The sequence below is a fragment of the Nocardiopsis mangrovi genome (assembly GCF_042653925.1).
Lineage (GTDB): Bacteria > Actinomycetota > Actinomycetes > Streptosporangiales > Streptosporangiaceae > Nocardiopsis_B > Nocardiopsis_B mangrovi.
In genome coordinates this window covers 32132-58596 of record NZ_JBHSFQ010000026.1, presented here as the reverse complement: position 1 = coordinate 58596, position 26465 = coordinate 32132, and the positions used below count along the sequence as shown (strand labels likewise).

Here is a 26465-nt window from a genome sequence, read left to right as displayed (position 1 = left end):
GGTCCGCCCGCCGCAAGGGGGGAGTCCCAGGAGACACCTGGGACGCGGCATCGCCGCGTGCGGGCTCCGTCAGAGACGGTGGGCCTCAGCCAGCAGGGCGCGCCAGGCGCCGACGGAGAAGTCCAGCAGTGCCCCATCGGGGTTCCTGCTGTCGCGCATCAGTGCGCGGCCGTCGGCGGCGCACGCCTCAACGCATTCTCCGGCCGCACCGCTGTGGCTGGACGTGCGCCATTCAGAATCCATCTCGAACCTTCCTGATCAGATCGTACGAGGCCCTCGGGGGAAGGGCGACGCCCTGAAGCTCCCCGAACAAGGCCGTGTGACGCCGGATCTCCGGCAGTGCGTCGATGACCTGCCCGCCGCCGGAACCCTCGGAATAGAGCAACGTTCCGCCACCCGATGTTGTGAGCAGACGGAAAGGCCCGGAATTACCGGGGCTGTCGGTGGTGTCGGCGGGGACCACCTGGATCCGCACCAGGCCCGATTCTGACAGATCAGCGAGGCGCGTGAGCTGCTTCCTCATCACTTCCGTACCGCCGACCATGCGCGTCAGTACGGTCTCGCACAGAACCGCCCAGAGTGTCGGTCCCTCCCCTCCGGTAAGGGTTTCATATCTTTCCACCCGACCCGCGACCAGCCGTTCGATGTGCGCGGGGCGATCCAGTGGGCGCCCGACTCGAAATACCGCGCGTGCGTATTCGGGGACTTGAAGGTAACCGGGGCACAGAATCGGACCCCAGCTGCGTATTTCGGTGGCCTGTTCCTCCGATCTGAGGATCTGCCGGAACCAGTCGGGACCGGTCGTGGCGTTGGTGGCCTCGGCCCAACGCCGAAGGACCGCGCCCTCAGTGCGGAAGAACTGGTCGAGTTCGGTGGCCGTGTCTTTCTTCGCCTGACGCGTCGCGCGCTCGATCTTGCTCAGCATGCCGGGGGTGATCGACAGGTGCTTGGCCACCTGGTCGAGGGAAAGGCCGGCGTGCGCCCGCAGCCGGCGAACCTCACGTCCGAACGTCGACCACGCTGGTAATGGTCGCTCTGTCATGAGTACAAAAATAGACCTGCTGGATACCGCATAGGACATCCGCGGACAGTAAACGCCGGACCGGGGCTGCCAGGGGATCCGCGTAATTCCTGGTGGAAGGCTTGATACGGAAAAGCCCCGCGACGGCGGAGGCCATACGGGGGAACGGTCATCGAAACCGGGAGCTGATGGTGCCGACCACCTTAGAGCTGAAAACGTGGAATATCCGACCATTCGTGGCGAAGTGTGGGCGCTGTCGGTATCGCCTGGATCTGGAATGCGTGTCGCATTTCAGCCGGGCGGCACGCCGCGCAACTGTGAGGTCGTGGGTGAAACCATGAGTTATGCGAATATCCAGCAGATCAGCATCGCGGAACTCCGCTTCTGGGCGCACTCCCGCGGGGTCGATATCGTCGAACTGGAAGTACCCGACATACAGGGAAACCGCATCTTCTCGGCGACCGATGGCGACGAGACCCGGGTCGCGAAATGCCCTCCCGCGGAGTCGCTGCCCGTTCGCGATGCCTGGGACGCCCGCATGCGCACGGAGCTCCGGCGCATGCGCGTGCCCGGCCTGCGCGGCGGAGCGCCCGTGAGCGGGCTCCACGGCAGTGCTCAGCCCACGGCCTGAGGTGCCGCGGCGCGGCGGGGCGCACGGCGGCGAGGACCCGCGCAGCGGGGGCGCAGGGGGTGCGGTGCCGGAGGGGCGCCGCGGCGGGGGGACGCTCGGCGCCCGCCCGCCCCCGGCGGCCGCTGCGGGTCCGATGGGCCCCGGGCCGTCCGCCCGGGGTCGGCGGACCGGTCGGGGAACGCCGGTGACGATGACGTCGACGCGACGGGTGCGGACCGGCCCCGCGCCCGGATCGGCGTTCGCGGGGTGTCCGGGTCGCGTCCACTCGCGTCCCACGGGACAATTGGGACCGTGAACAACGAATCACGGTGGAACTACCTCATGGACATGGACGGGGTCCTCGTGCGCGAGGAGCACCTCGTCCCGGGGGCCGACACCTTCGTCGCCGAGCTGCGTGAGAACGGCATCGGCTTCATGGTGCTGACCAACAACTCCATCTACAGCCCGCGCGACCTGCGGGCCCGCCTCCTGCGCTCGGGGCTGGACATCCCCGAGGGGTCGATCTGGACCTCCGCGCTGGCCACCGCGGGATTCCTGGAGCAGCAGCGGCCCGGCGGATCCGCCTTCGTGGTGGGGGAGTCCGGCCTGACCACGGCGCTGCACAACATCGGATACGTGCTCACCGACCGCGACCCCGACTACGTGGTGCTGGGCGAGACCCGCACCTACAGCTTCGAGGCCATCACCCGCGCCATCCGGCTCGTGGAGAACGGGGCGCGGTTCATCGCCACCAACCCCGACGAGAAGGGGCCGAGTCGCGAGGGGTCGCTGCCGGCCACCGGCGCGGTGGCGGCGCTGATCGAGCGGGCGACCGGGCGCGCCCCCTACTACATCGGCAAGCCCAACCCGCTGATGATGCGCTCGGCGCTGCGCGCTCTGGGCGCCCACTCCGAGAACACGCTGATGATCGGCGACCGGATGGACACCGACGTGCGCTCCGGGCTGGAAGCGGGGTTGCAGACAGTGCTGGTGCTCTCGGGGATCTCCGGGCGCGACACCGCGGAGCTGTTCCCCTACCGCCCCACGCGGATCATGGAGTCGGTCGGCGACCTGGTGGGCCACACGCTCGACCCGTTCGAGGCCAAGGGGACCCCCGGCTCGGGCGTGGGCTGATGCACGGGCGCCGTCCGCGTCGCGGGAGCGGACGCGTGAGGGGCGGCGGCCCCGTGGGCCGCCGCCCCTCACGCGAGGAACGGGATCGGGATCGGGATCAGGCGCTCTGGCGCTGCCGGGCCAGGGCCGCCATGTGCTCCTGCTCCTCGCGGCGCCGCGACCGGAGCAGTTCCAGGCGCTCGGCCAGGACCTCCTCCAGGTCCTCCATGCTCCGGCGCTCCAGCAGCATGTCCCAGTGCGTGCGCGCGGGCTTGCCCTTCTTCTCCTGGGGCTTCTCACCGTCGACCATCAGGGCGTTGTCGCCGCAGAAGCGGCACTCCCAGTTCGACGGGATCTCCGCCTCGGTCGCGAAGGTGACGGAGAAACGATGGCCCCGAGGGCAGTCGTAGGTGACCTCTTGGCGCGGTGCCAGATCGGTGTTGCGGTCGTTCTCGTAGCTGGTCGCCCCGAGTCGTGTGCCGCGAAGTGCTCGCTCGGCCATCGTGTACGTGCCTCCAGGCGCTCATGCGGTCTTCGTGGTTATAACGCGTCGGTCCGTCTCAAAGATTCCCCGGACGCCCGTGATCCAACCGTGCGATAATGCCCGGTGGTCGGGTCCGGAACGATCGGCCGCCGACATGGCACCGGCTTTTCTCCGCGTCCGTCCGGATCCTTCCGGGGTTCCGATACCCCGGGCCGACTGCGTCTTTGCGCGATTTTTACCGGCCTGCGCCGCGGCGGTGCGGCGCGTGCGACCGGGAACTTTCGTCGTTGACTCATGCTTGAAACAACCGCGACATATCCTCGGATTCCCCATCTGCCCGAGGAGTTCCGATGGTCGATCCGGGCCCCCGGCCCACCGGCTCCGCCGCGCCGCCCGGACCCGCTGGGCGCTGCCCGATGCGCGACGGACGGGTGCAGATCCACGCGGACACGCACGACGCCGACGACGCCGGCCTGTGGCGTGAGCTGCGCGCCCGGTTCGGGGCGGTCGCCCCCGTCGAGATGGCGCCCGGCGTGCCCGGCTGGCTGCTGCTCGGGTACCACGAGAACCTGCGCGTCCTGCGCGACCAGGACCGGTTCGCCGCCGACCCGCGCGCCTGGAGCCGGCGGCCTGAGTGGCACGGCACGGCCGGGCCGCGCAGCGGCGCTCTGGCCGGCGACGGCCCCGGACACCGCCGGGTGCGCTCCGCCATCGTCGACGGCCTCGCGCAGATCTCCACCGCGCAGGTCGTCCCCCTCGTCGAGCGCACCGCCCGCGGCCTCATCGGCGCAGCCCTGCACGCCGGCGGCATGGACCTGATCGGGCAGTACGCGGCTCCGCTGCCCGCACTCGTCCTCAACCGGCTGCTCGGGCTCCCCGACGCCTACGGCCACCTGCTCGCCGGCCTCGCCGCCGACATCTGGAGCGGCGACCCCGCCCGCGCCGAGCCCGCCACCCGCGGGCTGCACACCTACGCCAAGGGCCTGGTCGAGCGCAAGCGCGCGGACCCGGGGGATGACCTCGCCTCCCGGCTCCTCGCCCACCCCGCCGGGCTCAGCGACGACGAGGCCGCCGAACAGCTGCTCCTGCTGTGGGCGGCCGGGCACGAGCCCACCACCCACCTGATCGGCAACGCGCTGTACCGGCTGCTGTGCGTTCCCGAGGTCGCCGCGGCCTACGGCGGCGCGTCACTTCCCGCCGACGACTTCCTCGACCACATCATGTGGGTCGATCCGCCGCTGCGCATGCTCGCGGGCCGTTTCAGCGCGCGCGATGTCGAGCTGGGCGGCGCGCACATCCGCAGGGGCGACGCGCTGGTCCTCGGGTTCGGCCCGGCGCACGCCGACCCCGCCGTGATCGCCCGCGCCGACACCGGTGACACGGCGGCGTTCGCCGGCAACCGCGCCCACCTGATGTGGGGCGCCGGCGCCCACGGCTGCCCCGCGCAGAGCCTGGCCCGCGAGATCGCGGGCACGGCGATCGACGCGGTCGTCAGCCGGCTGCCGCGTATGGCACCCGCCATCCCACCGGCGGCGATGCGCCGGCGCTCCTCGCTGTCGGTCAACGGCCTGGCCGAGCTCCCCGTGGCCTTCCCCGCCGAGGGAGGCCCGCGGCCCGGGGCCGCACCCGAGCGGCGTGCCGCCGAGAGCGGGCGGACGCGCCGGATGTTCCGGCGCGCCGGACGGCCCCGCGCGCAGGGTGCCCGGTACCAGGCGCCCGCGGCCGCACCGGAGGAACCGCCCGCTGAGCCGGTCCGCCCGGCGCGACCGGCACCGGCCGCCCGTCAGCGTGCCACCGGAGCGCGCTACCAGGCCCCCGCCGCGTCCGCCGCCCCCGCCCACGACGCGCTCGACGCCCTCCTGGAGATCCGCGGCCACAACGGCCCCGGCTGACCGACCACACCGTGTGGAGCGGGGCGGGGCGCGCAGGGGCGATGGACAACGTGCCGCGACGAGGACGGTACCCCCGGACGGGCGCCGCCTTGACGGCGCCCGTCCGGGGGTACCGTCCTCGTCGCGGGGCGCTTCCTCGTTCCTCGGTCGCACGCCGCTCCTCAGTCCACCCGGTGCCGCGCCCCCTCCGGCTCGCTCGATGCGGGAAAATTCCCGTGCGACCGCACCCGGACTGACCGATGCCGGAACCTCCGATCGCTTGGGTCCCGGGAGCGCGCCGACTACCGTCGGATCGAACGCAGAAGGCGTGGCTGTAAGGCACACCGACGTTCTCGGCGAGGGAAGCGCTCCGATGCGGGTGTGGTGGGCAGAGCACCCCGCCCGCGTGAGGATCCCCGGGCGAACGGGGGCCGGTCGCACGATGTGCGGCCGCCATGTCCCGGTGGATCCGGCGCGACGGTGGCCGGCCGCACGGCCCGGCGAACTGCGTGACGAAGGGGACGGCCCGCCCGGCCGCACGGCGGCCCGGGGCGTCCACGGTGCACCACGCCTCGCCGGCACGTGCCCGCAGCCATGGCCCGGACCACGGGGGACCGGGAGCGGCGCGGCGCACGCGGGGACCGGCCACGGCGTGCAGCGGGGCCACCGCGGACGCGTCCTCCCCTTCCCTCTGTGCTCCGCCCCCGGTCGAGATCGGCCGGGGGCGGAGCCCTTCCGGCACCCGTCCGGACGGGGGAGCGCTCGGTGTCCCCGCGGGACCGGGAACACCTTCGAGCACCGTCGTCGTCTCCCGGCATACTGGGGCACATGGGTCTTTCGGTGGTGAGTCCGGTCGTCGTGGGCCGGGCGGACGAGCTGCGCCTGCTGGACGGGCACGCGCGCCGGGTGCGCTCGGGAACCGCCGCGACACTGCTGCTCGGCGGCGAGGCGGGAATCGGCAAGTCCCGGCTGCTGGAGGAGTTCACCGCGCGCACCACCAATGGGATCGTGGTCGCGGGCGGCTGCCTGGAGCTGGGCGCCGACGGCCTGCCCCTCGCCCCGTTCGTGACCGTGCTGCGCCGGCTGCGGCGCGACCTCGGGCCCGACCGGTTCGCGGAGCTGTGGGGCCCCGGCGGCCCCGGCGAACTCGCCCGCCTGCTCCCGGAACTGGGCGCCGCCCCGCCCGATGAGCGCCCCGAGGCGCGGGGGCGGCTGTTCGGACAGGTGCTGCGGGTGCTCTCGGCAGCGGCCGAGCCCGCGGGGCTCACCGTCATCCTGGAGGACCTGCACTGGGCCGATTCCGCCACCCGGCACCTGCTGGTGTTCCTGGTCCGCAACCTCGACACCGCCCGGGTGCAGCTCGTGGCCGCCTTCCGCACCGACGACCTCCACCGCGACCACCCGCTGCGGCGGCTGCTGCCCGAACTGGAGCGGCTGCCCGCCGTCACCCGAATGGACCTGCGCCCGCTCAGCCGCGAGCAGGTGGCCGAGCAGGCCCAGGCCATCCTCGGGGGCGACATCGAACCCGCGGATCTGGCGTTCCTCTACGAACGCACCGCCGGCAACCCGCTGTTCGTCGAATCCCTGCTGGAACTGCCCGATTCGCAGCGCCACACGCTGCCCGAGCGGCCCCGCGAACTCCTCCTGGGCCCGCTGCGCGGGCTCGGTGAGGACGCCCGGGCTGTGGCGACCGCCGCCTCCGTGGGCGGCCGCGGCGGGCAGGGCGTCGAGCACCGGCTGCTGGCAGAGGCCGCCCGGCTGGAGGACGACCGGTTGGAGGCCGCGCTGCGGGCCCTGGTCGACGCCAACCTCCTGCGGGTCGAGGGCAGCGGGTACCGGTTCCGCCACGCCCTTCTCCGCGAGGCCGTGCACGCGGAACTGCTCCCGGGCCGCCGGTCCCGCCTGCACCTCGACTACGCCGCCGCCTTGGAGCGCGACCCCGGCGGAGCCGCCGGCCATGCCGCCGAACTCGCCCACCACTACTACGAGGCCCACGAGCAGCCGCGCGCCCTCAGCGCCGCCTGGCGGGCCGCGGAACGGGCGCGCGCCGCTTACGGATACGACGAGCAGCTGCACATGGCCGAGCGCGTCATCGACCTGTGGGACCGGGTTCCCGACGCGGAGGAGCGCGTCGGGATGCGGCTCGTGGACGTCGTGGAAAGGGCGGCGGAGGCCGCCATCGACAGCGGGGCGACCGAGCGCGGCCTCGACCTGGCCGAGGCCGGGCTGCGCGCGCTGCCCGGCGCCGGCGACGAGGCCACCGCGACGCGCCGGGCGCTGCTGCTGCGCCGCCGCGGGCAGGCCCGCCGCGACCTGAACGACCCCGGGGCCCTGGACGATATCCGCGAGTCCGCGCGGGTGCTGCCCCCGGGGAGCCCGCACCGGCCGTCGGTGCTGGCCACCCTGGCCGGCGAACTCGCCCTGCGGACCCATTTCGGCGAGGCCGCCGAGGTGGCGCGGGCCGCGGTGGCCGAGGCCCGCGCGGCGCTGCGGGACCGCCCGGCGCGGCCGTCAGCGGACCTCTCCACACCCTGCCCGCAGGAGCCGTGGCCGCACGTGCTGAGCGAACTGCACGCGCGCATCACCCTGGCCACCCTGGAGGCCCAGGACGGCCGTCCCGACGCCGCGCTGCGCGAGCTGGACGCCTGTAGCGCGGGGGCGCGCCGCGCCGACGACCCCGAGACCGAGACCCGCGCCATCGGCCATCGCATCGGGGTGCTCTGGGAGAGCGGCCGCTCCTCACAGGCGGTCGAGGACGGCCGCGCCGCGCTGGACCGCGTGCGCGACCTGGGCACCATGGGATCCTGCGGCTCCTTCGTCGCGGTCAACCTCGTCGAGGCGCTCTACTACTCGGGCGGGTACGCCGAGTGCCGCGAGACGGCGGGCCGCGCCCTCGCCCGGGGCCCGATGCTGCTGCACCGGCTCAACCTGTACACGCGGCGGGGCCTGGCCGCCCTCGCCATGGGCGACACCGACGCGGCGCGCGCGGACCGGGGGCGCCAGCGCCTGTCCGGCGAGGCTCCGCACGCCCACACCCAGGACGAACTGCCCGCCGCCCTGCTGGATCTGGAGCTGTCGCTGGCCGACGGCGACATCGCGGCGGCCGTCGCGACGGCGAGCGCCGCGGTCGGCGCCCCGAGGTTCGCGACCTGGCCGGCCTACGCCTGGCACGTCCTGGAGGCCGCCGCACGGGCGGTCCGGGCGGGAGAGGCAGCGGGGGGAGGCGGGGATATCGCGCGGCTGCGAGCCGACGCCGCCGCGGTCTGCGGGGTGATGGCGGTCTCCGGGCCGGCGCAGACGGCGCTGCGCGAAACGGTGCGCGCCCACCTGGCTGAGGGCGGCGACGGCCCGGCGGACGCGGCCGGCCGCGCGTGGCGGACGGCGGTGGCGGCCTGGCGCCGCGCCGACGAGCCGTGCATGCTAGCGGCCGCCCTGCTGCGGCTGGCCGAGTCCGACGCGGAACAGGGCGACCGGGCCGCGGCGGCCGCGGTCCTGCCCGAAGCCGCCGCCATCGCGGAACGGGCGGGCGCGCGGCCGCTGCTGGGCCGTACCGCCGACCTCGCCCGCCGGATGGGGGCCGCCCTCGGGGCAGAGGGGGGAGCGGTGCCCCCGGCACCCCAGGGGCTGACCCCGCGGGAGGCGGAGGTGCTGCGGCTCCTGGCCCAGGGGCGGACCAACGCCCAGATCGCCGAGCGGCTGTTCATCTCCGCCAAGACCGCCAGCGTGCACGTCTCCAACATCCTCGCCAAACTGGACGTCCCCAACCGCGCCTCGGCCGGCGCCCGCGCCCGCGGGCTCGGTCTGGGTTGACCCGCACCGCTCCGTCAGCCCGACAGAGCGCCGCACCGACTCCGTGCGGCGGGGGCTGCGACCGCGCCCGCCCAGGAGCGCCGTGACGCCCGCCGCCGCCATCGCCGCCGGTCATCCCCGCCCTGCTTCGGCCCCCAGCGGCCGCGCCCCTCCCCGCCGGCGTCCCGGCCGCTGCGCCGGGCCGCCGCTGCCGCCGCCTTGCTCCTCTCGGGGGCCTTCGCCACCCGCACCGGGGCTCCGCGGCAGCCACCCGCCCGATGACACCGAGCTCCTCGCCGACCGGCGGGAGAGGCGGTGGCCGGATTCCCCGGCCGACGATCCGGTCGCATCGGCGGTCCGCCGGCGGCGACCCGGCCCGGTCGGTGACGGCGAAGGCGAGGACGTGTGCGCGATCGCGGTCACAACGGGGGTGGGCGCGGCGAAAGGGACGCTACGCGGCGCCGACCGGCCGGGCGTCGAAGACGCTGACCGGGTCGTCCTGTGCCCTGTCGGAGAACATCGACGGCCCGAGGCAGACCTGGCGGGCCATGCGGCCCAGCCGGGTGAGGCCGTGGCGTGCGGCGTGCTCTTCGAACGCGAGAAGGTGCAGGTACCCGGAGGCGGCTTCCTCGACGAGCGATGCCTCACCGCCCTGAGTGGAGGTGAAGGTGACCTCCTGCCGTGGCGGCAGCGTTCCGCACACGGCACGGACGTCGTGTCCCGTGCGGACCCGCACGCGCTGTTCGATCAGCGCGCGCGTGTGCTCGTCCGCGCCACCCGCCCACGTGCGGGCCAGCAGCATCTGGGTGTCGGCGCTGCCCGTGCCGATATCGGGTACGGCGGTCCAGCACATGTGAGCGGGCTCCGCGCCGAGTCCGGCGAGGGCGTCGGCTAAGGCGGCCTCGACGTCGGGCGTGGTGACGGCCAGCGCGGTGAAGGCATCGAAGTGTTCGTCGACGGAGTCGGGGATGTCGAGATCGATGATGACACCGATCCACTCCAGCGCCGGTGCCGGGCGGGTGTGGGCGGTGAACTGCGCGGGATCGAACGCGGCGACCCGCTCGGCGACATCGAGAGAGAAGTCCTCCATCCGCCGGCGCATCCGTACCGTTTCGCGCCACCCGTCGAACGGGAATTCGGCCGCCGTGGCGAGGTCGGACAGCGGCACCCGTGCGCGGCGCAGCAGGGCGACGGTGGCTCCGTGCTGGATCTGGGAGTGGGCGTAGAGGCGGTACCCCGAGCCGGCGTCGACCGACGCCGGTGCCAGGATGCCGCGTTCGGCGTACAGGCGCAGTGCCTTGGCCGACAAGCCGGTCAGCATCTGGAATTCACCGGCGGTCAGAGTGGGGCGCATCGTCGTCCTCGGGTGTGGAGGGGATCGGTTCGCCTCAGCTTGCCCCCTGCCCCAAGGGCGAGGTCAAGCCGGCGCCGGTCCGCCGACGCCCCCGTTCCGACCACCCCATGGGAGCGCGCGGGAGACGGGCCGCGTGCGAGCCGTCTCCGGTCCCTGCCGGGACGCGTCGTCACGCCGCGGCGGGGTGCCGCCGCCCGGTCACGGTCCGGTGCTGCCCCTGAAGAGAGGGACGGTGCCCATGACCCCGGCCGGCCGGCGGCGGACGGCCGGCCCGGGGTCACGGCCGCCTGCGGGTACCGGGCCCGCGCGCTGCCGCGTAAGGCGTCGCGATCAGGCGGCCCGGTCCAGGATCACGACCGGGATCTCGCGGTCGGTCTTGGTCTGGTACTGGTCGTAGGCGGACCAGGTGGCCGTCAGCGACGGCCACAGGCGCGCCTTCTCCTCCGGTGAGGCGGTGCGGGCACGCGCCCGGAAGCGGTCTCCTTCGACCTGCACGCCGACCTCTGGCTGGGCCAGCAGGTTCTTGTACCAGAGGGGGTGGTCGTGGGCGCCGCCGTTGGACGCCACGATCGCGAAGGCGTCGCCATCGGTGCGGTAGATGAGCGGGGTGGTGCGCTCCAGCCCCGACTTGCGTCCCGTGGTGGTCAGCAGCAGGACGGTGGTCCCCTGCCAGTCGTGGCCCTCCCGGCCGTCGGTCTCCTGGTAGCGGTCGACGTGTTCCTTTCCGAACAGCACGGCTCTCCTCGGTGCCCCGGACCGTGCCCTCACACGGCCCTGTGTCGTCACATCCCACCGGGGAGGCTTCCCTCTCACCACCTGGGCAATCACCGGCGGCGGGACGCATCGGTCCGAGTGGGCCTTGACGCGGCGCGGGGCGATCCCCATGATCGGTCCGTCGGCCGACGGGGCCGGCGTCCGACGTCTCGTCCAGGAGGTCGACCGGTGATCCCCCCACCGCACCCCGGCGCCAGGTGGCGCACCGCCGCTGCCGCCCTGCTCACCGCTTCCGCGCTGGTCCTGACCGCGGCCCCGGCCGGAGCCGCGCCCGCACCCGCCGGGGGCGACATCGCCGACCGGCTCGCCGCGGTGCCCGGCCTGCGGATCATCAGCGAGCAGGAGACGGAGCCCGGGTTCCGCCATTTCGTCCTGGGCTACCGCCAGCCCGCCGACCACGACCGTCCCCGGTCCGGCGGCTTCGAGCAGCGGCTCACGCTGCTCCACCGCGGCTTCGACCGGCCCACCGTGCTGCACACCAGCGGATACGGGGTCAACACCACACCGTTCCGGGCCGAGCCGACGCGCCTCGTCGACGGCAACCAGATCTCCACCGAGCAGCGCTTCTTCTCGCCCTCGCGCCCCGATCCCGCCGACTGGGACGACCTCGACATCGAGCAGGCCGCGGCCGACCACCACCGCGTCATCGCCGCGCTCGACGGCATCTACCGGGAGGCCTGGATCTCCACCGGGGCGTCCAAGGGCGGGATGACATCGGTGTACCACCGGCGCTTCTACCCCGATGACCTGGACGGAACGGTCGCCTACGTCGCGCCCAACGACGCCGACGACCGCGAGGACAGCGCCTACGTGGAGTTCTTCGACACCGTGGGCGACGACCCGCAGTGCCGCGAGGACCTGCGCACCCTCCAGCGGGAGGCGCTGCTGCGCCGTGACGGCCTGGTCGGCCGCTACGAGGAGCTGGCCGCCGGCAACGGCTGGACCTTCGACGAGACCATCGGCAGCGCCGACCGCACCTTCGAGATGCTCGTCCTGGACACGCCGTGGGCCTTCTGGCAGTACCAGGAGCCCGAGAAGTGCGCCGATGTGCCGGGCGCGGAGGCGTCCGACGACGAGATCGCGGCGTTCCTCGACGAGATCGCCGGCTTCGAGTTCTACACCGACCAGGGCACCGGGCCCTACATCCCCTACTACTTCCAAGCGGCCACGCAGCTCGGCAGCCCCAGCGTGCCGACCGCCCACCTCGACGGGCTGCTCCGCTACCCGGGCCTGTTCGCCGCCCGTTCCTACCTGCCCGACGACCTCGCCGGAGCGCCGTTCGACCGGCGGGCGATGCCCGACATCGACCGGTGGGTGGCCCACCGCGCCGAACGGATCCTCTTCGTCGACGGGGAGTGGGACCCCTGGGGCGCCGAACCCTTCCGGGTGGGCAACGGCGCCCGGCGCGAGGCGCTGCGCTTCGTCGCGCCGCAGGCCAACCACGGCGCCGCCATCGCCGGCCTGGGCGCATCCGACAGGGCGGCCGCGACCGACGCCCTGCTGCGCTGGGCGGGGATCGAGGGGCGGATCGCGGCGCGCGGCGCCGACCGGATCCCGGCGCTCGACGACGTCGGGGACGGGCGCGGGCGCCGCTGACCCGCGGACGGGGACCGGCGGCCCCCTGGGCCGCCCCGGCCGACCGGGGCGGCCCGCCTCACGGCGTCGGATGCAACAGGTCCAGGCCCAGCGCGGTGAGGCTATGGCGCACCGTGTTGCCCTCGCGCTGACTGGCGACGAGCCCGGCGGCGCGCAGCAGCGACGCGTGTTCACTGGCCGACGGCACCGAGATGTCCAGGACGCGGGCGAGCTCACCGGTGGTGCGGTCGTCGCCGAGCGCGCGCAGCACCCCGGCGCGCGTGCGCCCGAGCAGCCGGGCCAGGACATCGACGCCGGACCGCGGGCTCTCCGATGAATGGGCCAGGAACGACGCCGGGGCGTGGGCGACCGGGTACAGCAGCACCGGCGGCATCGACGGGTCGAAGAAGGTGACCGGCCGGGTGGCGCAGAAGAACGCGGGGATCACGAGCAGGCCGCGCCCGCGCAGGTGCAGGTCCTGGTCGAACCCGAAGGGGAGTTCGACCGTGCGCGGGCGCGACCGGGACGCGGGCGCCGCCGCCGCGCGGACGATCGGCGCGACCGGCCCGCCGCCGGTGCCGACCGACGCCGCGCTGTCCCGCGCCGCGTCGGACACATACCCCCAGTGCGGGCGCAGCGCCGCCTCGAAGTAGCTGTTGAGGGCGCGGCCCAGCTCGCGCACCGAACGCGGCTCCTTGCGGGCCAGGCCCTGCGTCCATGCGGGGCGGCCGCGGTCGCCGAAGAGGAGGTCGAGCTCGCCGCCGATGCGCCTGCGCGGGGCGTTCAGGACCTCACCGATCCCCTCCCGGAGGCCGTGGCCGTCGGTGAGGGGGCTGAGGAAGTCGGGCGAGTACCCGACGGCCGGCACGAGGTCGAGCAGCATCCGGCTCTCCGGCGGAAGCCGGGACAGGACGCGCCGGCGCCATGGGCCGAACACGAGTTCGTCGGAGGGATCGGCGAGCATGTACAGGCTGAGAACGATCTCCCACATGGGTTCGGGCCGGGAAACGACCCGCGTTTTCGCCCAATCCCCGGGGGAGAAGTGGATACGCAGCATGACGAATTCCGTTCACTCAATCTCCGGGCATGCGAACGGACCGGAATACCGACGGTGGCTGTGGCCGTGTGCGGATCACGGGGGCACGAAGCCGTGGTTCCGTGGCGTTGCGCGATAACCGGGGCCCTATCGCAGGGGTGCTCCCACACTCACCCGCCGCAGGACACCGGTCAATCGGCTGGCCGAGCTCGGCCAGCCCCGCGGTGGTCGCGGGCGGTCGCCGCCCGGTGACGCGGACACAGGCTCCCTGGGTCCCGGCGCCTGTCGTGGAGAATGGCGCGGAACGGCGGCGGTGTGGCATAGGCCACGGCGGTCCGACGTTTCCGGAATCGGTGCGCATACGGGTGTCGGGGCCGGATCAGATACGCGCGGGCGGGGTGTTGCCGGCCGCCCGGATCGCCGCCGGGATATTGAGGAAGAGCAGGACCACGAAGCCGACCACGAAGAACACCGTGAGCGTCAGGATCGCCAGCCGGTAGTCGCCGCCGGTGGCGTCCAGGGCGACCCCGATGGTCAGCGCCCCGAGGAACGCCGAGCCCTTGTCGCTGATCTCGTAGAGCCCGAAGTACTCGGCCTCCTTGCCGCGGGGAATGAGGTGCGAGAACAGCGAGCGCGACAGCGCCTGGGTCCCGCCCAGCACGATGGCGATGAAGAAGGCCAGCAGGAAGAACTGCACGGCCGAACCGGCCTGGAGCAGCGGTGCCACGCCCACGACGGCCACCCACACCACCAGGCTGCCGAGGATGGTCCGCTTGGTGCCGAGGCGGCGCGCGATGCCGCCCAGCAGCAGCGCGCCCCCGAACGCCACGAACTGCACCATCAGGATGGCGCCGATCTGCACCCCCTGGTCCAGTCCCAGGGCCTGGTCGGCGAAGGTGGCGGAGAACGCGATCACCGTCTGGACGCCGTCGTTGAACAGGATGTAGCCGAGCAGGAAGACCAGGGTCCCCGGGTAGGCGCGCAGGCTCCTCAGGGTCTGCCAGAGCTGGCCGAAGCTCGCGATGACGGTGGCCGCCGCCGAGCCGCCGGGGGCGGCGCCGGGGACACCGCCGGGGGAGGCGCCGTTGAACGGGGCGGACGCGGCGCCGCCCCGCATCCGGTTGCGCAGCCGGGCCAGGGGGATCAGCGCGAACAGCGCCCACCACACGCCGGCCGAGGCCATGGAGATCCGGACCGCGTGCGACTGCTCCAGTCCCAGGCTCTCGTGGGACAGGTACAGCCCGAGGTGCACGGTGAGCAGCAGCGCTCCGCCCAGGTAGCCCATGGCCCAGCCGCGGGAGGACACGGTGTCGCGCTCGTCGGCCGTGGCGATGTCGGGCAGGAACGCGTTGTAGACGACCACCGACGCGCCGAACGCCAGGTTCGCGAGCACGAACAGCCCGGCACCCAGCAGGTAGCCCGTGCCCTGCACGAAGTACAGGCCCATGGTCGCGAACGCCCCGAGGTAGGCCAGGCCGCCGAGCAGCTCGCGCTTGCGCCCGGTCTGGTCGGCGATCGCGCCGACCGCCGGCAGGACGATCAGCTGGAGCAGGACCGACAGCGACGTGGCGTAGGGGTACAGCGCCGTGGGGTCCATCGACCAGCCCAGAACGCTGATCCGGCCGTCGGCCCCGGCCCCCGACTCGGCGACGGAGGTCAGGTAGGGGCCGAGGAACACGGTGATGACCGAGGTCGAGAAGACCGAGTTCGCCCAGTCGTACATGTACCAGGCGCGCCGCTCCCGCCGCCTCTCGGCGGGGTCCGCAACGGGCTCGTCGGGTGCGCCGGGCGCCTCGGATGTGTGGGCCATGGGGGGATCCTGTCTCACGCGGCGGTGTGCCCGGTATTGTGCCAGGCGCCGCGCTCGCGCAGCACATCGCGCAACGCCATGACGTCGTCGCTGACGATCCCGTCGACCCCGGCGTCGAGCAGGCGCCGCATGAGCCCGGGGTCGTTGACCGTCCACACGTGCACGTGGAGGCCCAGGCGGTGCGCGGTCGCGATGAGGTCCCGGGTGAGCAGCGGGAACCCGCGGCCGATCCGGAGGGGGATCTGCGCGCAGGCCGTGCCGGCGCGCGCGAGGGCCCGCAGGAGGGGCGACATCGAGGCCAGCCGCAGCCGGGCCACATCGGCCGGCCCGCACGAGGTCGCCACGGGGCGGCCGAAGGCGCGCCGCGCGCGGTCGAGCCGGCGCTGGTCGAAGGAGCCCACGCACACCCGGTCCCAGGCGTTGGTCCGGCGCACCACCGCGACGAGGGGGTCCACGGCGCCGTCGGCTTTGAGGTCGATGTTGAAGCGCGCCTCGGGCCACGAGCCGAGCAGGTCTTCGAGCAGCGGCACGGGCTCGCTGCCGCCGACGCGTGCGCGGCGCACCTCGGAGAGGGGCAGGTCGGCGATCGCGCCGGTGCGGTCGGTCGCGCGGTCGAGCGTGGGGTCGTGGAACGCCAGCAGCGCTCCGTCGCGCGTGGCGTGGACGTCGGTCTCCAGGTACCGGTAGCCCAGGCCGACGGCGTACGCGAAGGCGGCAGCGGTGTTCTCCAGCCCGGTGACCGGCCGGCCGTCGCCGCCGGCCGGCCACCCGCCGCGATGGGCGAGCCCTATCGGCGCGGGGAGGTCGAGATACCTGTGCCTCACACGCAGCAGTATGCCCAACCGCGGCCCCGCCCACGACCGCCGCCCCCGGCCCCTTCCACCGACCGCCGGCGCGGGCGTGTGCGGCCCGTCGGCCACGGTGGTGGGAGCCCGGCGGCGCGGCCATCGGCGGGTCCTCGCGGGGTATCCGGGCACGAGACGCAAGACATTGGAACGCCGCCGCGCGGACGCGAGGAGCCGTGACGGACGGGGCCACCTCGGAGACGACCGAGCCGGCTCCTTCCACAGCCTGCCGGTGCGGCCGTGTGCGGCGGTTCGGGAAGGCGGGTGGAAGCCGGGCGGTCGCCATCAGCGGGCTCGCGTGGGTGGCGTGCGGGCGATCGGGAGCCTGATTCCGGGGCGCTGTCGCGCTGATCCGGCGGTGGTGAGGTAGGCGGTCACCTCTGCCGTGCCCGTGTCGGCCCCCTCCGCCGCTTTCCGGTGCGGGTGTGTCGCCCGGTCCGGAGGGCGGGCGTGAGCGCGTCGTCGGCTGCGGGTTCATCGCGGGCGCTCCGCTGGGATCGGGGCCCCTGACTCGGGGGTGCCGCCGCGTGGACCTGAGGGGGTGTGACGGGCGCGGTCACCTTGCGGCGACCGCGCCGGGATGCGGTGGACCGCGCCGGCGCGGCGGGGCCGTGAACCGCGCTGTGCGCACCCGGGCGGGTCAGGGTGAGGGCGGGAACTGCGGGGTGCCGGTGCAGGACGGGCGGCGGGGGCGGGGAAAGCGGGGGCTCCGAGGAGAAACCCGGTATTCCAGGTGGCGTTCTCCGGGCCGCCGCGGCTCTGTGTGGGTGACGGGCGCACCGCCCGCCGCCGATCACCGGTTCCGCGCCGGTGCTCCCGGGGCCGCGGCTCCGGGAGCGACCGCGCGGTCCGCGTCGCGAAGGGATACCCCTGCATGGTCCAGACCCCCTCGACCTCCTCGTCCTCCGCCCCGCCGCATCCGCACCGCCGGCTCGCGCCTCCCGGTCCCGGCCGCCCCATCCCCGGCTCCCGCGCCGCGTCCCCCTCCGGCGCCGGCGCCCGCGCCGTCTCCTCCCACGGCGGCCTCCGCCGCTCGGTGCCGGCGTCCCCGCAGCGTGCCTGCCCACGCGATCCGCGGGCCCGCCAGCTCTCGCATTTCGCCCAGTTCATCGCCGAGGTGCTGGCGGGAGAGCGGGCGCCGGCGCAGATGCGCCACCTGTTCTCCCGGCAGGCATATGCCCTGCTCCTGCACCGCGCCGGCGGATACGCGTCGGGCCACCGGCCGCGCGTCCTGCGGACCCTGCTGCGCGCCGAGCATCCCGGGGTGACCGAGGTCAGCGCCGTCGTCGACTGCGGCACCCGGTGCCGCGCGCTGGCGCTGCGGATCGCCTACGCCCAGCACGCGTGGCTGTGCACGCACGTCGAGACCGACATCGGGCGCGGCCGGTGACACCGCGGGCCGCCGCCTTCACGGCGCGGCGCAGGACGAGCGGAGAGCACGGGCGGGCCCTGAGGGCGCCGCCCGGTTGAGCGGGGGACCGCCGCCCCGGCCGGGAACGGCTTTCCGTTCCCGGCCGGGGCGGCCCGCCCCGCGGCCGAGAGCCGCGCGGACCGGGAGCTCGGCGTCTCTGGCGCTGGAAGGCGGGTTAAAGTACCGTGGAAAGCGCTTTCTCAAACAGAGGGGTAGGACGTATGCACGAGCGGGTGCTGGGAGTCGCCATGAACGGCGTCACCGGCCGCATGGGGTATCGGCAGCATTTGACCAGGTCGGTGCTTGCGATCAGGGAGGCCGGCGGCGTGGTCATGCCCGACGGGACACGGGTCGTCCCCGAACCCGTCCTGGTGGGCCGGTCCGAGCGCAAGGTGCGCGAGATCGCCGACCGGCACGGGATCGAGCGGTGGAGCACCGACCTCGACTCCGTCCTGTCCGATGATTCCATCGAGGTGTACTTCGACGCGCAGATCACCAGCGCGCGCGAGGACGCGGTCCGTTCAGCGATCGCCGCCGGCAAGCACATCTACACCGAGAAGCCGGCGGCCACCACGCTCGGCGCGGCGCTGGAGCTCGCCAAGCTCGCGCGCGCCGCCGGGGTGAAGAACGGGGTCGTCCAGGACAAGCTGTTCCTGCCCGGCATGCTCAAGCTGCGCCGGCTCGTCGAAAGCGGGTTCTTCGGCCGCGTGCTGTCCATCCGCGGCGAGTTCGGCTACTGGGTCTTCGAGGGCGACTGGCAGGAGGCGCAGCGCCCGAGCTGGAACTACCGGTCCGAAGACGGCGGCGGCATCGTCCTGGACATGTTCCCCCACTGGCACTACATCCTGGAGCACATCTTCGGGCCGGTGCGCGCCGTGACGGCGCACGCCGTCACCCACATCCCCGAGCGGCGCGACGAGCAGGGGGCGTCCTACGACGCCACCGCCGACGACGCCGCCTACGCCGTCATCGAGCTCGACGGCGGCGTCGTCGCCCAGATCAACTCCTCGTGGTGCGTCCGGGTCGACCGCGACGAACTCGTGGAGTTCCAGGTCGACGGTACCGAGGGCAGCGCGGTCGCCGGGCTGCGCGAATGCCGGATACAGCACCGCGCGGTGACCCCCAAGGCGGTCTGGGACCCCGACACCGCCGTCGCCGGCGACTACCGCAGCCAATGGGACCGCGTCCCCGACAACGCCGACTTCGCCAACGGCTTCCGCGCCCAGTGGGAGCTGTTCCTCTCCCACGTCCACGCCGACACGCCGTTCCCCTACGACCTGCTCTCCGGCGCCCGCGGGCTGCAAATGGCCGAGGCCGGGCTGCGCTCGTCGCGCTCGGGGCGCCGGGTGGAGATCGAGGAGGCCGAGCTGGCATGAGCGACCTGACCATCGCGCTCCCCGGGGCGGGCGGCACCCTCACCGAGTACACCCTGGCGGAGCGCGCCGCCACCGGCCCCTCCGGCCGCGTGGCGCCGCCGCGCTCCCGGACCGCCTACGCCGCCGCGCACGTCGTGGCCGACCCCTTGGCGGGCAACGGGGCGGGCGCCCCCGCCCGCCTGGACTGGGCGTCCACGCTGGCCTTCCGGCACCACCTGTGGGACCTCGGCCTGGGCGTCGCCGATGCCATGGACACCGCCCAGCGGGGCATGGGCCTGGACTGGGCGGCCACCGCCGAGCTGATCCGCCGCTCGGGCGCCGAGGCCGCCGGCCGCGGCGCCGCGCTGGTGTGCGGTGCCGGGACCGACCACCTGGGCGCCGATGCCGGACCGGCCACCTTGGAAAGCGTTATCACGGCCTATGCCGAGCAGCTCGCCGTGGTCGAGGACGCCGGCGCCACACCGGTCGTCATGGCCAGCCGGGCGCTCGCCGCCTGCGCGCGCGGCCCCGAGGACTACGCCAAGGTCTACGGCCGGCTCCTGGAACAGGTGCGCGGACCCGTCGTCCTGCACTGGCTCGGGACCGCCTTCGACCCCGCGCTGGCCGGATACTGGGGCCACGACGACCCGGGCGACGCCATCCCCGATGTCGCCGCCCTGATCCGCGAGCACGCCGGCCGGATCGACGGCATCAAGGTGTCCCTGCTCGACGCCGCGCTGGAGGTCCGGCTGCGCGACCTGCTCCCGCCGGGGGTCCGGCTCTACACCGGCGACGATTTCGACTACCCCGCCCTCATCCTCGGCGACGACAACGGGCACTCCGACGCCCTGCTGGGCGTGTTCGCCGCCATCGCCCCGGCCGCCTCGGCGGCGCTGCACGCGCTCGACTCCGGCGACACCGCCCGCTACCGGGAGCTGTTCGCCCCCACCGTCCCGCTGGCCCGGCACATCTTCGCCGCGCCCACCTACTACTACAAGACCGGCATCGCCTTCCTCGCCTGGCTCAACGGGCACCAGCCGGGGTTCACGATGGTCGGCGGCCTCCAGAGCGCCCGCGACCTGCCCCACCTGGCCGAGGCGTTCCGGCTGGCCGACTCCGCCGGGGTCCTCACCGACCCCGCCACCGCCGTGGCGCGCATGCGCCTGCTCCTCGACGCGGCGGGGGTGCGGCCGTGACCCCCGCCGCCGGCACGGAGGTGCGCGACGTGCCCTCGGGCGTCCCCGCCGCCGTGGCGACCCCGGAGCCGGGCGACCCCCGGCTGGCACGGCTCTCGCTCAACCAGGCCACCGTCAAGTACTGGAGCGTCGCCCAGGCGATCGAGGGCTGCCTGCGCGCCGGGCTGCCCGCGATCGGGCTGTGGCGCGAACCCGTGGCCGAGGCGGGGCTCGCCGAGGCCGCGCGGGCGGTCCGCGACTCCGGTCTGCGCGTCTCCAGCTACTGCCGGGGCGGCTTCCTCACCGGCCCCGACCGCGCCGGCGCGCTCGACGACAACCGCCGCGCGATCGACGAAGCGGCCGAGCTCGGTGCGCCGTGCCTGGTCATGGTGGTGGGCGGGCTGCCCGCCGGCGACCGCGACCTCGCAGGCGCGCGCGAGCGCGTCGCCGAGGGCATCGCCGAGCTCGCGCCCTACGCGGGGGAGCGGGGGGTGCGGCTCGCCCTGGAACCGCTGCACCCGATCTTCTGCGCCGACCGTGCGGTGCTGTCCACCCTGGACCAGGCGCTCGGTATCGCCGAGCGCTTCCCCGTGTCCGAGGTCGGGGTCGTCGTGGACGCCTACCACGTGTGGTGGGACCCGCGGGTCGAGGAGCAGATCGCGCGGGCGGGCGAGCGCATCGCCTCCTTCCAGGCGTGCGACTGGGTGCTTCCACTGCCCGAGGACCAGCTCCTGGGCCGCGGCATGGTCGGCGACGGCCACGCCGACGTGGGCCGGCTGCGGCGCGTGACCGACGCCGCCGGCTACACCGGCGACATCGAGGTCGAGATCTTCAACGCCGACATCTGGAACGCCGACGGCCACGAGGTCATCGCGACCCTGGCCCGCCGGCACGTCCAGTACGTCGTGTCAACTACGCCGTCGTAAGGGATCGAGTTGTTGACTCGGATCACTACGGCACCGCTTATGCTCCCGACTGCCCTCTACGACGGGACGGTCACGGGTCACATCCACCGGTCCCGGCTATGCCGGGGCCGGGTCGGGCATGTTGACGAATACCCACGCCGTGGCCGCGCGTCTGGCGACGTTGACCCCGGCGACGTGGTCGGCCGGCCCAGCGAGGCCGCACCGACGACAGCGGAAGGTGTCCCGGTCGGGCCGGTTGGCCCGCCCGGTGTGGCCGCAGCGCACACAGCGCTGCGAGGTGTAGGCGGGGTCCACCTCGATGAACGGCACGCCGGAGCGGCGTGCCTTGTAGGCGATGAAGGTGCCGAGCTGGTGGAAGGGCCAGGAGGACAGGCGTGCCCGCTGGTCGCGAGGAACCGTGACCCGTTCGCGGATGCCGCGGAGTTCTTCGACGGCGATCCCGCGCCCGGTGCGTGCCGCGACGGCGACGACCTGCTTGGAGACCCGGTGGTTGATGTGCGAGGCGTGCCGCCGCTCGCGGCGGGCGCGCTTCTTGAGCAACTGTCTGGCCGAGCGGGTTCGCCTGGCCTGGAGCTCGGCGCGTTTACGAGCCTGCCAGCGTCGGTACCTGAGCAGGCGGCGGCCCTGGTGGTTGTCGCCGTCGGAGGTGGTGGCCAGGTTGACGATGCCCCGGTCGACGCCGATCCAGCCGTTCGGCTCCGACCGCGGGGCTTCGGGGAGGTCGCAGGTGGCGACCAGGAACCACTTCCCGTCGCGCAACAGGAGATCGGATTCGCCCTTGCGGTATTGGGTGAGCTGTTTGAGAGCGTAGGCGGAGCAGGCGAAACGGAGGTTCTTGACCCGCCCGTCCAGGGGCCAGATGCTCACCGTCTGGGCGTCGTAGTTCCAGGACAGGCACCGGTCGTCATAGGTGTGCGCCGCATCCGGCCGGAAGACGACGGGCTTGGACTCCGCCGTGCGGCGGCGCTTGGAGCCCTCGGGGCCCAGGCGGCCGTTGCGGATGTTCCCACGCAGCGTCGCGTAGGCATCTCGCACGCGCTTGACGATGTGCTGTGCCGCCTGTGCCCCGAACCCGCAGGCCTTGAGCTCGCCATAGCACAGCTTCCGCAGCGGGGCCTCACGGCTCTTGAGCCCGAAGTGCTCGAAGGCCACCACCGCGACCCGGTTCGCGGCCGCGTTGGCCGCGGGCAGGGTGCGCTCAAGCGCCGACGCCTGCACGGCATCCGGCATGAGCTTCACCTGCACCACCACTTTCATGCGCGTGATCGTAGCATTGCCCTGTGTAATTTTTGTGCGAACCGAAGCCCGGTCCATCAGGACCCACGCTGGACCCTTCCAGATCGATCCGGGGCCCGGCCCCCCCACCCACGACTGTAAGGATCTGCCATGCGTTTCGATGGAATCCTCTTCTTCCCGGTCGCACCGTTCGACGCCGCGGGGCGGCTGAACGAGGACGCCCTGGACCGGCACATCGGCGCCGGCCTCACCGCGGTCAAGGAGGGCTGATCCGCCATGGCGCACGCCACCGGCCCCGCCGCGCCGGGCACCGGCCCGGCCGCCGCCGATCCCGCCCCACCCCACCCCCGCCCCGGCACCGGGACGATCGCCCGCGTGGAGGCCGAGGTCCGCCGACTGCGCCTGCACCGCTCCTGGGACGGGGGAGTGGCCCACAACGACATCGTGGTCACCCGCATCACCACCGGCGACGGCCGGACGGGGACCGGCTTCGCGTGGACGCCGCGCGTGGGCGCCCGCGCGGTGCGGGCGCTCCTGCTGGACGACTGCCCCGTTGCACTCCTGGGACGCACGCCCGACCCCGGGCCGCGCTGGGACGACCTCGCCGCCCACCTGAGCGAGGCCGGCGCGGGGGGCCTGGCGGCCATGGCGGCGGCAGCAGTCGACATCGCCCTGTGGGACCTCGCGGCACGCGACACCGGCACCCCGCTGGTCGAGCGCATCGGCCGCCGGCGCGGCCGGGTGCCCGCCTACGGGAGCGGCGTCAACCTCGACTACGGGCAGGACGACCTGCTGGAGCAGGTCGGCGGCTGGCTCGACGCCGGCCACGACGCCGTCAAGATCAAAGTGGGCTCCGCCGACCTCGCGCGCGACGTGCGGCGCGTGGCGGCGGTCCGGCGGCTCATCGGGCCGTCGCGCCGGCTCATGCTCGACGCCAACCAGCGGTGGGACCTGCCGGCGGCGATCCGCGCCTTGGACGCGCTCGCGGAGTTCTCCCCCTACTGGATCGAGGAGCCGCTGCCCGCCGGCGACATCGACGCCCACGTGCGGCTGCGCCGCACCACGGCCATCCCCTTCGCGATCGGGGAGAACCTGCGCACCGTGGGCGGGTTCCGCGCCGCCCTGGAGGCCGGGGCGTGCGACATCGCCCAGCCCAACGCCGTGCGGGTCGGCGGGATCACCCCGTTCCTGCGGGTGGCCGACCTGGCCGCCCAGCACAGCGTCCCGGTCGCCCCCCACCTGCTGCCGGAGCTGTCCACCCAGCTCGCCCTGTGCGTGCCCATGGTCTCGATGGTGGAGGACATCGACCGCGCGTCCTTCGCCGGCCTGGGCGCGCTCACCCGGCCCAGCGGCGTGCGGATCGACGGCGGCTGGGCCACCGCCGACACCGGCCCCGGACACGGCCTGGAGTTCGCCTGACCCCGCGCCCGCCGCCCGCCGACACGTCACCCGCCTCGTCACGGGCGCACCGGCCGTCCGCGCGGACGGCCGGCGCGCCCCCCGCAGCGCGGGCTCGGCGCCCGGTCGGGGGACCGGGCGACCTGCGTCGCGGTCGCCCCGCGGCGAATCCGGTCGGCACGGCACGCACGTCCCGCCCGGGACGGGGCCGCGCGGTTATCCTGGCCGGTGCCGGGCGGACCCGTGCGGTGACGGCCTCGCGCGTGTCGTAGTGCGTCGCCGCACTCCGCGGCGGCCACGGCACCGGAGCCGCCCGAAGGGACCGACATGCACGTCGACGCCGCACCGATCACGGAGGCGTTCGGCCTCGGCCCGCTGACCGAGCCGCCCGTCGCCGTGGGCCGGCCCGGCTCCGCCCGGTGGAAGTTCACCACTCCGTCAGGTTCCTACCTGGTCAAACGCCTCTGGTCGGGTGAGGATCCGCGGTGGCGGTGCCACGCGGCCGCGATGATGGACTTCGAGCGCCGTGTCCGCACCACCACCTCCATCGCGACCGCCCGCCCGATCCACCCCGGCCGGCCGGAGTTCGGCTGCGCCGCCCGCGTCGGCGAACAGGGCGTCTTCCGGGTCTACGAGTGGATCGACCACCGCGCCCCCGGCCCCGCCGACGACATCGGGGACTGGGTCGCGCACACACTCGCGACCCTGCACCGGCTGCCGCGCACGGAAGCCGACCTCGGCTCGGCGTGGGACCGGTACGGGGTGTATCCCGAGGCGTCCTGGCGGAGGTGGATCGCCGCGGCGACCGACCTGGACCGCTCCTGGGCGGGTCCGCTCGACGAGCGGATGGACACGGTGCTCGGGCTGTCGGAACGGCTTACGGCGGCCTGGGCGTGCGCGGACGACCGGGTGGCCACCCACGGGGACTTCGAGCCCTACAACGTACTCATCGGCCCGGCCGGGCCGGTCCTCATCGACTGGGAGAGCGTCTGTTACGACAGCGCCACCATGGAGGCCGGCCGGGCCGCGCTGGCCTTCGGCGGCAGCGACCCCCGGCGCGTGGCCGCGATCCTGCGGGGCTACCGCGAGGCCGGCGGCGGGCCGGTGGACCTCGGCGCGGACCGGTTCTTGAGCACGGCCGCCCGCACGCTGGGCCACGTCACCGAGCTCGTCCGCGTCTCCCTCGGCGAGCTCGCGCCCGCGGACTGGATGGACACCGCCCGCCTCGACGGCGAGATCGCCGACCGCGTCCGGCGCCTCCCCGGCGAGGTGGAGGCGTTGACCCGCCTGGCGGACCATCTCGGCTCCCTGTGAAGCGCGCGTAGCGTCTACCGCCGGGGTTCGCCTGCGCGCCGGGTGGCGTCGCCGAGTTCCCCGTGTCGCTTTTGGCGGGTCCGCGCCTGCGGATCGGATGGATGCCGTCCGTCGGCGTCCGTCAGTGCCGGCCGTGATCGCGGTGGCGGGCGGGCCGATCGGAGCCCGAATCGCTCCCTCGGGCAGAGGCGGAGCGCCCCCGCCCGAGGGAGCGCTCCGCCTCTGCCCGAGGGGCGGGTGCTCAGTCCCGGGAGGAGGGCGGGGCCGTGCTCTCGCGCATCACGACCTCGCCGGCCACCGGCACCGTGCGCGGCCGCTCGGGCGGTTCCTCCTCGAGCGCCAGGCGGGCGGCCTCCTCGCCCATCCACTCCAGCGGGAGCCGCACGGTGGTGAGCGCGGGGGTGAGGTCGCGCAGCGTGGGGATGTCGTCGAAACCCGCGACGGAGAGGTCGCGCGGCACCTGGAGCCCGGAGTCGTGCAGCGCCGCCATCGCCCCCGTGGCCATCACGTCGTTGACCGCGAACAGGCAGGTGGCGTCGGTGCCCTCGGCCAGCAGCCGGCGCGTGGACGCGTACCCGCCGTCACGGGTGAACGCGCCGTGGACGACGTTGTGCGGCGCCAGTTCGATCCCCGCCCCCGCCAGGGCCGCGTGGAACCCGTCGAGCCGGTCGCGCGCCGTGCGCAGGTCCGTGGGGCCGGCGAGGATGGCGAACCGCCGGTGCCCCTGCTCGATGAGCCGCCGCGCCAGTTCCGCGGCTCCGTTGCGGTTGTCGGGGACCACGGTGTCGGCCGGAAGCCCCTCCTGGGAGACGCAGGCGACCCGCCCGCCGCGCCCGGCGAACAGCGTGATCTCATCGGCCAGCCGCCGCGTGCTCTCCTCGTCGACGGTGCGGCTGCCCGCCAGCACCACCGCGCGCGCCCGGTGCGATCGCAGCGTCGCCAGCAGTTCCAGCTCCCGCTGCGGCGTGCGCGCGGTGGTCCCCAGGATCACGATCAGCCCCTCGTCCTCCGCCGCGCGGGTCACCCCCGACGCGATGCTGGAGAAGTAGGGGTCGGCGATGTCGTGCACGATCAGCCCCACCAGGGAGCTGGTGTTGCGCGCCAGGGTCTGCGCCGACGCGTTGGCGAGGTAGCCGAGCTCATGGGCGCTGGTGGTGACGCGCTCGCGCAGCTTCTCGCCGACCTGCCGGGTGCTGCCGTTGAGCACCCGCGACGCGGTCGCCAGCGACACCCCGGCGTGCCGGGCGACCTGTTCCAGTGTCACGTATCCGCCAGTCACGGCGTCCCTCCGCACGGTCCGGGAAAACTCTTTCCAACCCTCGATCATAGGACCGCCCCGGGTGGCGATCGACCGTCATACCCCCATCA

The 26465-nt window shown here is 74.1% G+C and carries 21 protein-coding genes; 11 read left to right on the top strand and 10 right to left on the bottom strand.

Translation table 11 applies throughout. From position 1 onward, the window contains the following. Positions 1 to 69 precede the first annotated feature (69 nt). The gene (locus tag ACFO4E_RS22385) at positions 70 to 243 is read right to left on the bottom strand and encodes a DUF397 domain-containing protein (RefSeq protein WP_378577892.1); all 174 of its coding nucleotides are present in this window, start codon (positions 241 to 243) and stop codon (positions 70 to 72) included. Then, positions 233 to 1042 carry a helix-turn-helix domain-containing protein gene (locus tag ACFO4E_RS22380; RefSeq protein ID WP_378577891.1) on the bottom strand — a complete coding sequence of 270 codons (810 nt, stop codon included), beginning with the start codon at positions 1040 to 1042 and terminating at the stop codon, positions 233 to 235. Before ACFO4E_RS22380 ends, ACFO4E_RS22385 begins: the two co-directional genes overlap by 11 nt. 196 nt (positions 1043 to 1238) lie before the next feature. Here ACFO4E_RS22380 and ACFO4E_RS22375 point away from each other — a divergent pair, with 196 nt between their 5' ends. Beyond that, on the top strand, positions 1239 to 1652 hold the full coding sequence (locus tag ACFO4E_RS22375; RefSeq protein WP_378577889.1) for a hypothetical protein: 414 nt from the start codon (positions 1239 to 1241) through the stop codon (positions 1650 to 1652). 321 nt (positions 1653 to 1973) lie between these two features. Next, positions 1974 to 2765 (top strand): HAD-IIA family hydrolase, encoded by a 792-nt coding sequence (locus ACFO4E_RS22370; protein ID WP_378577951.1) that lies wholly within the window; start codon positions 1974 to 1976, stop codon positions 2763 to 2765. A 97-nt stretch (positions 2766 to 2862) separates the two neighbouring features. Here the strand turns inward: ACFO4E_RS22370 and ACFO4E_RS22365 are convergent, their stop codons facing one another. After that, positions 2863 to 3246, bottom strand: coding sequence for an RNA polymerase-binding protein RbpA (locus ACFO4E_RS22365; RefSeq protein WP_378532284.1), 384 nt, complete (start codon positions 3244 to 3246; stop codon positions 2863 to 2865). A gap of 332 nt (positions 3247 to 3578) precedes the next feature. Between ACFO4E_RS22365 and ACFO4E_RS22360 the strand changes: the two genes are divergently transcribed. Together ACFO4E_RS22360 and ACFO4E_RS22355 are read left to right on the top strand one after the other, a co-directional pair. Then, positions 3579 to 5120 (top strand): cytochrome P450 family protein, encoded by a 1542-nt coding sequence (locus ACFO4E_RS22360; RefSeq protein WP_378577887.1) that lies wholly within the window; start codon positions 3579 to 3581, stop codon positions 5118 to 5120. Positions 5121 to 5927: 807 nt separating this feature from the next. Further along, the gene (locus ACFO4E_RS22355; protein ID WP_378577885.1) at positions 5928 to 8909 is read left to right on the top strand and encodes a helix-turn-helix transcriptional regulator; all 2982 of its coding nucleotides are present in this window, start codon (positions 5928 to 5930) and stop codon (positions 8907 to 8909) included. 430 nt (positions 8910 to 9339) lie between these two features. Here the strand turns inward: ACFO4E_RS22355 and ACFO4E_RS22350 are convergent, their stop codons facing one another. Beyond that, positions 9340 to 10242, bottom strand: coding sequence for a MerR family transcriptional regulator (locus ACFO4E_RS22350; protein WP_378577883.1), 903 nt, complete (start codon positions 10240 to 10242; stop codon positions 9340 to 9342). Between the two features lie 330 nt (positions 10243 to 10572). After that, entirely contained in the window at positions 10573 to 10977 is a 405-nt protein-coding gene (locus tag ACFO4E_RS22345) for a nitroreductase family deazaflavin-dependent oxidoreductase (protein WP_378577881.1), read from the bottom strand. Between the two features lie 207 nt (positions 10978 to 11184). Between ACFO4E_RS22345 and ACFO4E_RS22340 the strand changes: the two genes are divergently transcribed. After that, on the top strand, positions 11185 to 12612 hold the full coding sequence (locus tag ACFO4E_RS22340; RefSeq protein ID WP_378577879.1) for a S28 family serine protease: 1428 nt from the start codon (positions 11185 to 11187) through the stop codon (positions 12610 to 12612). 58 nt (positions 12613 to 12670) lie between these two features. Here the strand turns inward: ACFO4E_RS22340 and ACFO4E_RS22335 are convergent, their stop codons facing one another. From ACFO4E_RS22335 to ACFO4E_RS22325, 3 genes are all read right to left on the bottom strand, one after another. Then, positions 12671 to 13648, bottom strand: a complete 978-nt coding sequence (locus ACFO4E_RS22335; RefSeq protein WP_378577877.1) for an ArsR/SmtB family transcription factor — start codon at positions 13646 to 13648, stop codon at positions 12671 to 12673. A gap of 358 nt (positions 13649 to 14006) precedes the next feature. Then, the gene (locus ACFO4E_RS22330) at positions 14007 to 15437 is read right to left on the bottom strand and encodes an MFS transporter (RefSeq protein ID WP_378577875.1); all 1431 of its coding nucleotides are present in this window, start codon (positions 15435 to 15437) and stop codon (positions 14007 to 14009) included. Between the two features lie 14 nt (positions 15438 to 15451). Continuing rightward, on the bottom strand, positions 15452 to 16261 hold the full coding sequence (locus tag ACFO4E_RS22325; RefSeq protein ID WP_378577873.1) for a glycerophosphodiester phosphodiesterase: 810 nt from the start codon (positions 16259 to 16261) through the stop codon (positions 15452 to 15454). An 895-nt stretch (positions 16262 to 17156) separates the two neighbouring features. On the opposite strand from ACFO4E_RS22325, the gene ACFO4E_RS22320 reads away from it, so the two are divergent. From ACFO4E_RS22320 to ACFO4E_RS22305, 4 genes are all read left to right on the top strand, one after another. Continuing rightward, complete coding sequence (locus ACFO4E_RS22320) at positions 17157 to 17672, top strand: Rv3235 family protein (protein WP_378577871.1); 516 nt, start codon at positions 17157 to 17159, stop codon at positions 17670 to 17672. Between the two features lie 242 nt (positions 17673 to 17914). Beyond that, a complete protein-coding gene (locus ACFO4E_RS22315; protein WP_378577869.1) occupies positions 17915 to 19069 on the top strand; it encodes a Gfo/Idh/MocA family protein in 1155 nt (384 codons plus the stop codon). Further along, a complete protein-coding gene (locus ACFO4E_RS22310) occupies positions 19066 to 20244 on the top strand; it encodes a dihydrodipicolinate synthase family protein (RefSeq protein WP_378577864.1) in 1179 nt (392 codons plus the stop codon). Before ACFO4E_RS22315 ends, ACFO4E_RS22310 begins: the two co-directional genes overlap by 4 nt. Then, positions 20241 to 21149 (top strand): sugar phosphate isomerase/epimerase family protein, encoded by a 909-nt coding sequence (locus tag ACFO4E_RS22305; RefSeq protein WP_378577862.1) that lies wholly within the window; start codon positions 20241 to 20243, stop codon positions 21147 to 21149. Before ACFO4E_RS22310 ends, ACFO4E_RS22305 begins: the two co-directional genes overlap by 4 nt. 96 nt (positions 21150 to 21245) lie before the next feature. On the opposite strand, the gene ACFO4E_RS22300 is transcribed toward ACFO4E_RS22305, so the two are convergent. Further along, a complete protein-coding gene (locus tag ACFO4E_RS22300) occupies positions 21246 to 22406 on the bottom strand; it encodes an RNA-guided endonuclease InsQ/TnpB family protein (RefSeq protein WP_378577860.1) in 1161 nt (386 codons plus the stop codon). A gap of 255 nt (positions 22407 to 22661) precedes the next feature. On the opposite strand from ACFO4E_RS22300, the gene ACFO4E_RS22295 reads away from it, so the two are divergent. Both ACFO4E_RS22295 and ACFO4E_RS22290 read left to right on the top strand, forming a co-directional pair. Continuing rightward, on the top strand, positions 22662 to 23804 hold the full coding sequence (locus tag ACFO4E_RS22295; protein WP_378577858.1) for a mandelate racemase/muconate lactonizing enzyme family protein: 1143 nt from the start codon (positions 22662 to 22664) through the stop codon (positions 23802 to 23804). 306 nt (positions 23805 to 24110) lie between these two features. After that, the gene (locus ACFO4E_RS22290) at positions 24111 to 25097 is read left to right on the top strand and encodes an aminoglycoside phosphotransferase family protein (RefSeq protein ID WP_378577856.1); all 987 of its coding nucleotides are present in this window, start codon (positions 24111 to 24113) and stop codon (positions 25095 to 25097) included. 241 nt (positions 25098 to 25338) lie between these two features. On the opposite strand, the gene ACFO4E_RS22285 is transcribed toward ACFO4E_RS22290, so the two are convergent. Beyond that, positions 25339 to 26376: a LacI family DNA-binding transcriptional regulator gene (locus ACFO4E_RS22285; RefSeq protein WP_378577854.1), complete on the bottom strand. Its 1038-nt coding sequence runs from the start codon at positions 26374 to 26376 to the stop codon at positions 25339 to 25341. Positions 26377 to 26465: the final 89 nt, after the last annotated feature.